The sequence below is a fragment of the Microcoleus sp. w2-18bC1 genome, assembly GCF_036700365.1.
Taxonomy (GTDB): Bacteria; Cyanobacteriota; Cyanobacteriia; order Cyanobacteriales; family Microcoleaceae; genus Microcoleus.
In genome coordinates this window covers 131,806-144,184 of the sequence record NZ_JAUBOS010000008.1, presented here as the reverse complement: position 1 = coordinate 144,184, position 12,379 = coordinate 131,806, and the positions used below count along the sequence as shown (strand labels likewise).

The 12,379-nt window shown below is 46.4% G+C and carries 10 protein-coding genes; 6 read left to right on the top strand and 4 right to left on the bottom strand.

Translation table 11 applies throughout. From position 1 onward, the window contains the following. Window positions 1–183: 183 nt before the first annotated feature. Window positions 184–1,698, bottom strand: a complete 1,515-nt coding sequence (locus QT979_RS07895) for a GUN4 domain-containing protein (protein WP_333309088.1) — start codon at window positions 1,696–1,698, stop codon at window positions 184–186. Between the two features lie 6 nt (window positions 1,699–1,704). Beyond that, window positions 1,705–2,115 carry a Pepco domain-containing protein gene (locus QT979_RS07890; protein WP_333309086.1) on the bottom strand — a complete coding sequence of 137 codons (411 nt, stop codon included), beginning with the start codon at window positions 2,113–2,115 and terminating at the stop codon, window positions 1,705–1,707. Between the two features lie 336 nt (window positions 2,116–2,451). Between QT979_RS07890 and ispG the strand changes: the two genes are divergently transcribed. Both ispG and ctpC read left to right on the top strand, forming a co-directional pair. After that, a complete protein-coding gene (gene ispG / locus QT979_RS07885) occupies window positions 2,452–3,672 on the top strand; it encodes a (E)-4-hydroxy-3-methylbut-2-enyl-diphosphate synthase (protein WP_333309085.1) in 1,221 nt (406 codons plus the stop codon). A gap of 264 nt (window positions 3,673–3,936) precedes the next feature. Further along, window positions 3,937–5,292 carry a carboxyl-terminal processing protease CtpC gene (gene ctpC, locus QT979_RS07880; RefSeq protein ID WP_333213064.1) on the top strand — a complete coding sequence of 452 codons (1,356 nt, stop codon included), beginning with the start codon at window positions 3,937–3,939 and terminating at the stop codon, window positions 5,290–5,292. 491 nt (window positions 5,293–5,783) lie between these two features. Here the strand turns inward: ctpC and QT979_RS07875 are convergent, their stop codons facing one another. After that, entirely contained in the window at window positions 5,784–5,990 is a 207-nt protein-coding gene (locus QT979_RS07875) for a DDE transposase family protein (protein ID WP_333213065.1), read from the bottom strand. Window positions 5,991–6,291: 301 nt separating this feature from the next. Here QT979_RS07875 and QT979_RS07870 point away from each other — a divergent pair, with 301 nt between their 5' ends. After that, window positions 6,292–8,916, top strand: a complete 2,625-nt coding sequence (locus tag QT979_RS07870; protein ID WP_333309082.1) for a heavy metal translocating P-type ATPase — start codon at window positions 6,292–6,294, stop codon at window positions 8,914–8,916. Between the two features lie 197 nt (window positions 8,917–9,113). Here QT979_RS07870 and QT979_RS07865 read toward each other — a convergent pair whose 3' ends face one another. After that, on the bottom strand, window positions 9,114–9,461 hold the full coding sequence (locus QT979_RS07865; protein ID WP_190659999.1) for a hypothetical protein: 348 nt from the start codon (window positions 9,459–9,461) through the stop codon (window positions 9,114–9,116). 105 nt (window positions 9,462–9,566) lie between these two features. Between QT979_RS07865 and tmk the strand changes: the two genes are divergently transcribed. The 3 genes from tmk to msrA all read left to right on the top strand — a co-directional run bounded on the left by tmk (window position 9,567) and on the right by msrA (window position 11,999). Continuing rightward, window positions 9,567–10,235 (top strand): dTMP kinase, encoded by a 669-nt coding sequence (gene tmk / locus QT979_RS07860; protein WP_333309080.1) that lies wholly within the window; start codon window positions 9,567–9,569, stop codon window positions 10,233–10,235. 288 nt (window positions 10,236–10,523) lie between these two features. Further along, entirely contained in the window at window positions 10,524–11,486 is a 963-nt protein-coding gene (locus tag QT979_RS07855) for a DNA polymerase III subunit delta' (RefSeq protein WP_333213068.1), read from the top strand. Between the two features lie 27 nt (window positions 11,487–11,513). Beyond that, window positions 11,514–11,999, top strand: coding sequence for a peptide-methionine (S)-S-oxide reductase MsrA (gene msrA, locus QT979_RS07850; protein WP_445304760.1), 486 nt, complete (start codon window positions 11,514–11,516; stop codon window positions 11,997–11,999). Window positions 12,000–12,379: the final 380 nt, after the last annotated feature.

Below are 12,379 nucleotides of genomic sequence, written 5' to 3'. Positions count from 1 at the left end.
TGCAATTCCTTTGAGTTTTATCCAACGTCCATTACCCTAATTTTTCTGCAAACGTTCCACTTCCCGAATTGATTTACCTACTGCTATTGTTTCAATATTAGTAATGTTTCCGATAATTTGAAAGTTCATTGGACATCAAATATTCAACTTTGCTAACTGTTTTCGGCGTGAGAGAAGAGACACTCACTCCAACCAACAAAACCACCAACACAACTCACTACACCAGAAATACTGCCAATAGTATAGACTATTGGCGGTATTTCCGCCCAGAACAGACACAGGAAGATGTCCTGGCGCTGTATTCTTCTCTGAGAAAGTGAGGTCGTCGTAGTACAGCCATTTGCCGTTTTTTCGCCAGCCCACCGTATCGCCAAACGTCTCCCATATTGCCTCATCATGTCGAGTGGTTCCCCCTAGACTTTGATAAATGCGTTTCTGCACGCTGAAGCCGAAGTTACCGTTAGAATACTTTACCCAAAGTTGGTCAATGGTACTCAATTCATCGCAGGGAAATTTTTTAATACTTTTTGTGTCCAGGAATCCTTCTTTCTCCCTACCCGCCGCCTTCAAAATCAGTCTCAGCGTTTCTCTATCCGCTTCTTTCCACCTTCGGGCAGCGAGTAAATCGCGCAGATTTGTATAGTCTATTCCACGCTCAGATTTGAGAGGAATATCAGCCTCAGTACGAGTAGTATTCGTTACAGGAGTAGATTTTGAAGACACTGGCGATTCCGATCGCTTTTCAACACTGGCACCAACAGAATTATTTTGAGACGATACGTCATTTTCTCTCCTTGACACAACAATTCTTTTAATTCCATTAATAGCATCTATATCGCCCGGAGATGCTGCTAATACGCGAATCCACGACTGTTCTGCCCGCTCAAAATCTTTGTTTACTTCCGCATAATAAGCATCAACTTTCATTTTAGCAACATCATATAAAGTTGCATATTGTGGGCAAATAATTAAGTGTGACTTCGCGATCGGCTCTGCAATAACGTAAGGTGTTTGTCGCACTTTTTGGCTTTTGTATTGCCGGATCAGTTCAGGAACTCGTGAGTTCAAATAATGATCTAATCGCTCAACAGTTGCACATTTACCTTGAACGCCCAACCCCTCAAGCAGTGCTTTTGTAAAAACACCCTGCTGTAAATCTTCAATTTCATAGGAAAATTCATTAGGACTGCAAGAAAAAAATGTAATAACTCCCTTTTGTCGCGCAACTTCCGTGGCTTGATTGCCCATTCCTTCTCCCGATTTACTCCCTCGATCCCGACAAGCATCCAGAATCAAAATAACATTATCAGCACCGCAGCGACGCAGGCGTTCAGTCACCAAATTAATCGGAATTGCCGTATTCTCAATATCTCCCGGATCGCCATCGCACGGCATCAAATAATCAGAGCCGTTATGGGGCATTCCGTGACCGCTGAAAAAAAACCAAAAGTTATCTCCATCTCCCAAAAAAGGTTTTTCAAACATCGTCCTCAAAACTCGTTTCAGATTGATAAAAGAAGGACGAGTTGGTATACCTTTAATATCAGGAGAGTCCTCTGAGAATAAAAGAACTTTCTCAAACCCCCCGCGAACGCGAAAAAATTCACGCATTAACTCTGCATCCCGCTTGGCATATTTCAGCGGAGTTAGGAAATCATAGGCATTGATGCCAATTGATATGGCTAAATTTTTTCCCATCTCACCTTAACACTTCCGTTTAAATCTCAACAATACAGTTCTGGTATCTGCAACTTTAGCCCCCAGACCGACTAAACTGAAAGAACCCTCGGCGTTAATCGCAACGGATAAATCAATTTCAGATAACTCGATCGACTTCATGTCAGCTTCCGCATCCGCACGGGTGAACATTTGATCTACCGTTTTCATCAAGTCAACCAATTCTTTTTCTAATTTCTTGATACTGACATTGTGAAGTCGCAAGCTATCAACCGCTTTTGCCGCCTGCTTTTGGGTCGGCTCATTTGGCTGCGCGTCCCAAGCATCACTCCAATCCACGCCTATATGTCCCCCATTCTTCGCACCATCAGAATCAGGTGCATCAGGAGACTCATCCGAAGTATCGGCGGTCACAATCCAAATCGTTTCATCTGGCATAAGTGTTTAATACTCCAAAATATCGAGATATTTTTGCGAGATGCGATCGCCCACAATAATTTTATATTCTACCTGAAATTTATCAACCGTTAAACAAGCCCCCGGATTCATCTGTGGAATGGGTATCTTGCCCGCCCGAAATGTTAAATTTTAATACTAAAAAACCGATCGCCCGATCGCCAAAACTACATAATGTGACTTACAAGTTCGATCGTACTTCTATCAAAAATCCTAAATCCCAAAACCTCATTGCCCAAACAGTCCACTTCTGTGCAAACCTAAAAAACAGCAGACACAATTTTATAAACTCTAATTACAGAACACTAGCAACCAGTTATGCAAACTCTGCCGAACCCCACTAAAACCCCCACCACCGAACCCATCTTCGACACCACCATCAAACGCCGCAAAACTCGGCCCGTCAAAGTCGGTAGCGTCACCATCGGCGGCGGCAACCCCGTCGTCGTACAATCGATGATTAACGAAGACACCCTCGACATCGACGGTTCAGTCGCCGGAATTCGGCGCTTGCACGAGATAGGCTGCGAAATCGTCCGCGTCACCGTGCCCAGCATGGCCCACGCCAAAGCATTAGCCGAAATCAAGCGAAAACTGCACGCCACCTACCAACCCGTGCCCCTCGTTGCCGATGTCCACCACAACGGTATGAAAATTGCCCTTGAAGTGGCCAAACACGTAGACAAAGTGAGAATCAATCCGGGACTTTACGTGTTCGAGAAGCCGAAAGCCGACAGAACCGAATACACTGACGCCGAATTCGCGGAAATTGGCGAAAAAATCCGCGAAACCCTGGAACCTCTGGTGATTTCCCTGCGCGACCAAGGCAAAGCTTTGCGAATCGGCGTTAATCACGGTTCCCTCGCCGAACGGATGCTTTTCACCTACGGCGACACGCCCGAAGGTATGGTGGAATCGGCCCTGGAATTCATCAAAATTTGCGAATCCCTCGACTTCCGAAATATCGTACTTTCGCTGAAAGCCTCCCGCGCACCCGTGATGGTGGCTGCTTACCGCTTGATGGTGCACCGTATGGACGAACTCGGCATGGATTACCCGCTGCATCTCGGCGTCACGGAAGCAGGAGACGGCGAATACGGCCGCATCAAATCCACCGCAGGCCTGGCACCTTTGTTAACTGACGGTATCGGCGACACCATCCGCGTCTCGCTGACAGAGGCCCCAGAAAAGGAGATTCCCGTCTGCTACAGCATTCTGCAAGCTTTGGGACTGCGGAAAACCATGGTTGAGTATGTCGCTTGTCCTTCCTGCGGTCGCACTTTGTTTAATTTAGAGGAAGTGTTACACCAAGTGAGAGAGGCGACGAAGCATCTCACCGGTTTGGATATAGCAGTAATGGGCTGTATTGTCAATGGGCCCGGAGAAATGGCTGATGCTGATTACGGCTACGTCGGGAAGCAACCGGGTTATATTTCGCTGTACCGGGGCCGGGAAGAAATTAAGAAGGTGCCGGAAGACCGAGGCGTGGCAGAATTGATTGATTTGATTAAATCGGACGATCGCTGGGTTGAACCCTAGGACGTGTTTTCTTGCCCCGGAGATCCCCCCTAGCCCCCCTTAGTAAGGGGGGGACAAGAGCGCTCAAAGTCCCCCTTCTTAAGGGGGATTTAGGGGGATCGAGACTTTGATACAAACGAAAGAGATAGAGGGTTTCAGTCTTAAGTTGACACCGCAGAACTCGGCAAAATGGAATAATATATGTACGCCAAAGGCGAGCAGGCCTTGCCTGTGTTAGATTGAGCGTAATTATTGTGAACTCTTTTCCTCCCGCGCGTCACACAAATGGTTATAACAAAACGAGGGCTTGTTCTAAGTGCAGCAGCGGTGGTACTCACTGCCGTAACTCTTGCGAACACTGGTTGCAGTTCTAAATCTCTGGCTTCTTTTAGGGGAAGCCCTAAAGAGTTAGTTGATGAAGTTTGGCAAATTATTGACAAAAGTTATGTAGATGGCACTTTTAACCAGGTTGACTGGAAAGCGGTGCGGAATGATTATTTGAACCGGACTTATACCAGCGACGACGAAGCTTACAAAGCAATTCGGGAAATGCTGAAGAAGCTGGATGATCCTTATACGCGGTTTATGGACCCTCAAGAGTTCAGAAATATGCAGGTTGAAACTTCTGGGGAACTCACAGGAGTTGGGATTCAGTTGACTCAAGATGAGGAAACTAAGAAGTTGGTGGTGATTTCGCCGATCGAAGATACCCCTGCTTTTAGTGCTGGTATTCTGGCAAAAGATATCATTACTAAGATTGACGGCAAGAGCACAGAAGGCATGGATACGAATCAAGCAGTAAGTTTGATTCGCGGTCAGGTGAATACTGAGGTGACGCTGACGATTTTGCGGGGAAGCAAAGAATTAGAATTTAAGCTGAAACGCGCTAAAATTGAAATTCATCCTGTGCGGAAGTCGGTGCAGAAAACTCCCATCGGAGAAGTCGGCTATATTCGCTTAAATCAGTTCAGTGCGAATGCTGCATCGGAAATGCGATCGGCAATTAAGGATTTGGAACAGAAAAAAGTGACGGGCTATATTTTAGACTTGCGTTCCAATCCCGGCGGGTTGCTGTACGGAAGTATTGAAATTGCTCGGATGTGGCTCAAAGAAGGTACGATCGTCTCGACGGTCGATCGAGTCGGTGAGGCCGATAAACAAACGGCAAATAAGGCAGAACTCACAGACAAACCGTTAGTTGTACTCGTAGACGGCGGTTCAGCAAGTGCTAGCGAGATTCTATCCGGTGCTTTGCAAGACAACAAACGCGCGGTTTTGGTGGGAACAAAGACGTTTGGTAAAGGTTTAGTTCAGTCAGTACGCGGCGTGGGAAATGGTGCCGGTTTAGCGGTGACAATTGCCAAGTATTTTACTCCCAACGGCACTGATATCAACCACGCCGGGATTGAACCGGATTTTAAGGTAGAACTCACCGACGCTCAAAAACAGGAATTGAGGCGCGATCGCGATAAAATCGCTACGACGGCCGATCCGCAGTACGCAAAAGCTATGGAAGTTTTGACACAGCAAGTTACTGGTAAAACTGGGAACAATAAGGCGGAGGCCAAACCGAATGCTGCGCCAGCTAAACCAAATGCAGCGCAAGCAAAACCGAGTGCAGCACCTTCTAAATCTAAATAGAAAACTTGTGTAGGTGTCAGTTCAAAAAAAGCATTCGGCGAAGATTTACGGCCCAAAGCCCAGATTTTCAACTCGAATGCTTCGGTATTTTTTGCAATCCGTCATTGCGAGTCAGATCAAACCCAGTCAACACCCAACAATCTCGGACGGTGCAACCGAAATTAATCTAATTCATCTGCGTTAATCTGTGTTTGTCTGCCCTCATCTGCGGTGAAAAAAAGAGAATGTATTAACCGCCCCGGACAAGGGATTGACGCTGATTTACGCAGATGAATAGAAGAGAGATAGGAATAATTTTGATGCTAAAATATTTGATATCACGTTAGCTTTCGCGACGGGGAGGAAAGTAATATTAATATCAACTCCGCTAGCATCGGAATTGTAAAATCGAATCAACAGTCAATACTCAACTATCATTCAGTTTTTCAACCCCTCCTTCAACAGTCAACAGTCAACAATAATTCCGGTGCAACCAGAATTGATATAATTCCTCATTGCGGCTGGCATTTGCCGGCGCGAATTAATCCGATGCGGCGGGCGATAGCATCTTCGGGCGAATCGTAAGGGCCCCACTTTTCAATAATAGTGGGGTTTTGTTCTTCGAGTTGCGCGATCCTCTGCGAGGGTTCCGCCAACGGCAAAATTTCGCAATTACCGGCAGGACGTTTGATAATATAAAATTTGGGTGTGGCTGTCATAGCTAAATTGGTCAAATAAAATTTGGATACTAACTAGGCAATTGGGTCATTATACCAAATAGGGAAACGGCACTGCCGTGTCCAAACCGTGTCTTAGCATTAAACTCGCATTCCGACAGTAGTTGAAACCCCTGCCGGACTAAGGATTTAACAGCGGGGAACTAATAAGAATTAAAAAAAACTAACACTTTTGGAAGATGCCACAATATTTATCTATGATAAAAATATAGACATTTGTCTAAACAGTGCATTAAATCCTTTCAGAACTACCCAAATATTCTAATCAATACCAAAAAAAACCATGCAATTTTTGCCCAAAACTATTCCCGAAATTCAAGCAGAAATCCTACCAGTTAAAGACTCACTGCCAGAACTTGTTACTTTCGATGTCGGCGGGATGAAATGTGCCGGCTGTGCGAAAGCTGTGGAACGTCAACTCATGCAGTATTCAGGCGTAATTTCAGCTTGCGTTAACTTGGCCGTAGAAGTCGCGACGGTTGAGTGTCAACCGGGGACTGTCGATGCAGAGGCTTTAGCGAAAAAGTTGACTGATAATGGATTTCCCTCTCAGTCTCGTTTAGGTGAAAATCAGGCGGAAGCAGAAGCGGCAACAATTGAACGGCGGGGGCAAGAAATTCGACAGCAAATCAAGCAATTGACGATCGCCCTTATCCTAATTATTCTATCCGGTTTAGGTCACGTACTCGGCACAAAAGCCCCAATTCTCAGCAATATTTGGTTTCACTGGGGACTCGCTACCCTAGCTTTGCTGCTACCGGGCCGCCCGATTATCGTTGACGGGTGCCGCAGTTTGTGGCGAAATGCACCCAACATGAATACTTTGGTAGCTTTAGGCGCTGTCACAGCTTACACCGCTAGCAACGCGGCGCTGCTGTTTCCACGGATGGGATGGGAGTGCTTTTTTGACGAACCGGTGATGCTGCTGGGCTTTATTTTGTTGGGCAAAACTCTCGAACAGCAAGCCAGACGCCGCGCTGCCTCTGCTTTGCAAGCTTTAATGGCATTGCAACCGGCAAAAGCCCGCTTAGTTGATTTTAAACTTTCGAGTTTGGATTTGCGATCGCAAGAATTGCCTTTAAACTCGACATCTGCGGTCTACGATCCACAATACATTGAAATTCCAGCCGATCGCGTCCGAGTCGGAGAATGGCTGCAAGTTCTGCCAGGGGAAAAAATACCGGTAGACGGTGAAGTCTGCGAAGGCAAAACAACAATAGATGAGTCGATGCTGAGTGGCGAATCGATGCCTGTTTTGAAGCAACCAGGAGATACAGTTGCCGCCGGAACTATCAATAAATCCGGCGCAGTTGTGATGCGGGCAACTCGCACCGGTAAGGAAACCACTGTAGCTCAAATGGTGGCTTTGGTGCAGGCAGCCCAAACTCGCAAAGCGCCGATTCAAAATTTAGCTGATACTGTGGCGGGATATTTTGTTTATGGGGTAATGGGGATATCGGTTTTAACTTTCCTATTTTGGTATTTTGCCGGCACCCATATTTGGCCTTCTGTGCTTTTAGGACACGATATGGGGCATGGGGCATCGGGCATCGGGCATGGGGCAATGGGCATCGGGAATGGGGCATTGGGCATGGGAAATCACTTATCAGTTACCGATTATCAATTGCCAATTATCCATTATCAATCGCCTTTGCTCTTAAGTTTGAAATTGGCGATCGCAGTTTTAGTCATTGCTTGTCCTTGCGCGTTGGGACTGGCTACCCCAACTGCAATTTTAGTCGGTTCTGGCATCGGGGCGGAGCGCGGACTTTTAATTCGCGGTGGTGATGTTTTAGAACGGGTGCATCAATTAGATACTGTAGTTTTTGACAAGACTGGCACTCTGACAACCGGAAATCTCACACTCACAGATTATTTGCCGATTTTCCAGAATTCGGAGTGGGATTTCAACTCAGATATTAATGTTGGAAACAAACAAGAGGTTTGTCCCACAATTGATGGGGTTTCTGGAAACAAACAAGAGGTTTGTTCCACAATTGATGGGGTTTCTGGAAACAAACAAGAGGTTTGTTCCACAATTGACTCAAAACTACTGCAAATTGCGGCGGCGGTGGAAAGGGGCGCTTGTCATCCCATCGCTGCAGCGATTTTGCTGGAAGCTCAACAGCAAGGTTTGCCGCTGCTAGCTGCTGAAGATTTCTGCACGGAACCGGGCTTGGGGGTTTCGGCTTTGGTGGAGGGCCGGCGGGTGTTCGCGGGAAATGCTGAGTGGATGAAAGAGCAGGGGGTCGCTGTGGCGACGGAATTGTCGGAGTCTTTGCAAGGCAAAACGGCGGTTTACGTGGCTTCTGGCGGCGTTTTGCTGGGGGTAATCGGGCTAAAAGATACTCTGAGACCGGATGCTAAGGCGGCGGTGGAACGTTTGCGGGGCATGGGATTGCGGGTGATGATGCTGACGGGGGATACGGCGTCTGCGGCGGCGGTGACGGCGCAGCAGCTAGGTTTGGCGGCGGCTGATGTTTTGGCCGAGGTGCGGCCGGAGGGGAAGGCGAGGGCGATCGCGACTTTGCAAGCCCAAGGCTGTAAAGTGGCTGTGGTGGGGGATGGCATCAATGACGCCCCGGCTTTGGCTCAAGCGGATGTCGGTATCGGTTTGCACTGCGGTACGGATGTCGCAGTTGAGACTGCTCAAATTGTGTTGATGCGAAATGCTTTGATGGATGTTGTTGAGTCGATCGAACTGGGGCGCGCTACTTTTAATAAGATTCGCCAAAATTTATTTTGGGCTTTTGGTTACAATACTCTGGGAATTCCGGTTGCAGCGGGTCTTTTGCTGCCTGCAACCGGAATTCTACTCAGTCCTGCGGCGGCGGGAGCATTTATGGCGTTTAGTTCTGTTAGCGTTGTGACAAATTCTTTGTTTTTGCGTCGGGGATTTCGAGCTTAAATTTAGGGATGACAGATAAATGTCGGAGGTCATCGGTCATTAGTTAGAAATTAATGACTGATGACCTCATACCAAGAGGGAAACAAACCCCTCACACCAGGAGTCGAGAGCCAAGAAGTTTCCACGTTAGTTAGAACCCCCTGATTCATCTGTAGAGTCAAGCGAAAATCTCACACCTCAAATTGACTGACTGATGGCTACAGTGCCATACTTTCCAAAAGTCGCCAGTTATTGTTGTTCATAATTGAACGACTCACTAGCTCGAACATTTGACGGCAGTGGTTGTTGGTTTGCAGGGGCAGTTCCTCGTTTTTAATCACGAAGTTCATGCGAACCTCTGAGTCGCTAGCCGTGTTTTTCTCAATTAGGACTTCTGCGGTGACAAGTTTGGCAATCGAAACTTGACCGGGAAGTTCGCGAGCCATGACGGAATCTCCTGTATTGTAGATAATATCAAGATTGCATGACTCTAAAATTTCAATCAGGGATTGACGGAGACGGTCGATCGGAACGGCAACGATAAAAAAACCAGTATAGCGAGCCATAGACAACTCCAGCCGTGAGGCATTTAGACTTTATTATCATACCGAACCTAGAACAGATGAACAGAACAATATGGATTTATTTTATTCAGGTGGAAAGTTAGGGCAATGAAGGGCAAACTTATCGTGTTTGAGGGGGTTGAAGGTGCGGGTAAAACTACGCAAATGCAGCGCTTGATACAGTTTCTGCAAGCAAGTTGCTGTCTGAGAGTCCGGTTGGTGGCTACTCGCGAACCGGGGGGTACTGAGTTGGGAAGGGGACTGCGACATTTGCTGCTGAAACAAGATGGGGGCGAATCTGTATCCGATCGAGCAGAATTACTCATGTATGCTGCCGATCGCGCTCAACACGTCGAAACTTTTCTCAAACCCGAGTTATTGAAAGGAACGATTGTTTTATGTGATCGTTTTACTGATTCTACGATCGCTTATCAGGGCTACGGCCGCGGTCTTAAGTTAAATTTAATTAAGCAGTTGAATGACATTGCCACCGGCGGCTTGGAAAGCGATCTGACTTTGTGGCTGGATATTAATGTGGAAGCGGGTTTGGCTAGGGTAAGGGCCAGGGGAGGGTGCGATCGGATCGAGCAAGCGGATTTGAAGTTTCACCGCCTTGTGCAGCAAGGTTTTGCGGAGTTAGCCGATGCAAATAAATCTCGAATTGTTCGCATAAATGCCGATCGGCCTGAATATGAAGTCGCTCAGGAAATTCAAGCTATTGTAACTCGCCGGTTAGAAGCTTGGGGATATTTAAATAATACCAATTCTGAAAAGTAAGCTTACATAGATAGCCAGAAACCGGGTTTTTTACGAAATATTTGCTAAAAATCCTCAAGTTCGAGGAAAAACCCGGTTTCTTCGTTGTAACTAACTCACCATAGGGTAGCGGGGCAAAATTCTTGAATAGGTAGTCATTACATTCAGCGCCCCTTACGCACCCTACAATAACTTCCTTCTGTCAACTGAATACTGTCAACTGTCAACCCTTCGACTGCGCTCTTCGGGCAAGCTGTCAACTGTCAACTGTCAAATGTCAACTGTCAACTGTCAACTGTCAACTGTCACATGAATTATTTCACATCATTAATCGGACAAGAGCGACCAGTAGAATTGCTAACACAAGCAGTCGAGCGAAACCGAATTGCTCCTGGTTATTTATTTGTCGGCTCTAACGGCATCGGCAAAAGTTTAGCTGCTCAATGTTTCATCGAGCTTTTATTCTCAGCCAATCTTCCCGAAACCAAACTCGTAGCCTCGGTACAAAATCGCGTGCAGCAGCGAAATCATCCAGACTTACTTTGGGTAGAACCCACTTACATGAACCAAGGCAAACGGCTTACACCAAAGGAAGCAGAGGAAGCCGGTTTAAAACGGAAAGCACCACCACAAATTCGTTTAGAACAAGTTCGAGAAATCGGTGATTTTCTCAGCCGACCGCCGCTAGAAGCTGCGCGTTCTGTCGTAGTTTTGGAACAAGCAGAAACAATGGGCGAGGGAGCCGCTAACGGCTTGTTGAAGACATTGGAAGAACCGGGAAAAGCAGCCCTAATCTTAATTGCTCCGACAGTAGAAGCTTTGCTGCCAACTTTGATTTCCCGTTGTCAAAAAATCCAGTTTTCTAGGCTGAATCCCGAAGCAATGGCACAAGTTTTGCAGCAAGCCGGATTCGCGCAGATTTTGGATCATTCCGAGGTACTGGGGATGGCTCAGGGTAGTCCTGGGGAGGCAATTTCAATTTGGCAGCAACTGCAATCAATACCCGATGATTTGCTGCAAAAGGTGAAGCAGTTGCCTCAAAATCTGCGGTCTGCTTTGGAATTGGCAAAGGAAATTGATAAAACTTTAGATACTGAATCTCAGTTGTGGTTAATCGATTATTTACAGCACTGTTACTGGCAACAATTTTTGGCAGGGGGAATTAGTCGATCGCCCTTAGAACCATTGGAGAAAGCACGGCAATATTTGCTAAACTACGTACAGCCGCGATTAGTTTGGGAATGCACACTTATGGGAATATGTCAAGTATAATTTATTACCAAGTTTGAGCGCAATACGATGAGTAACACGATGGAAAAAGCCACATTTGCCGCCGGTTGTTTTTGGGGAGTTGAACACAAGTTTCGCGCCGTTGCGGGTGTCGTCTCAACGGCTGCGGGCTATACAGGAGGTCACTGGCCCAATCCTTGCTACCTCGATGTTTGCGCCAGAGTGACTGGTCACGCTGAATCTGTGCTGATAGAGTACGATCGATCGCAGGTGAGTTACGAAACACTGCTTGATGTATTTTGGAACTGTCACGACCCTACCCAAATCAATCGCCAAGGCCCCGACAGAGGCGAACAGTACAGGTCTGTAATTTTTTATCACAATTCCGAACAAGAAAAAGCCGCTCGCATCTCCAAAAACAAATTGCAAAGTTCCGGTAAATACGACAAAGATATTGCCACAGAAATCAAACCTGCTAGTGAATTTTATATGGCAGAGGATTACCACCAGCAATATATTGAGAAGAAGCGGCTTTCGTCAGAAGTTATTAGTTAACAATTAGGCAGACGCGACAAAAAAATAAAATATCCTAGGGGCGGGTAAGGCAATAACATATACTAGCCACAGTTTATTATTAATGCAAAACTCGGCTTCCCCCACGCCATGTTTATTTCCACCTACTCAGTAATAAATCATTAATAATGAGATAGTGTTTGGTAGGATCAATCCCCCTGTGGTAAGCCGATGCGATGGGGATCGGCACCAATCTCAGCTTTGACAATTGCTAAAAGAATATAGAGGCGGGGAATGCCAGTATGAAGAGAATTGATCGCGTTTTAAACAGCTTGTTACGGAAGTCATAATTTTATAATAAAAATGCTGTATTAGTTGGGCGCGTAATACCGAAACAATTTTGCAAGAAAGCCTAACTAAAA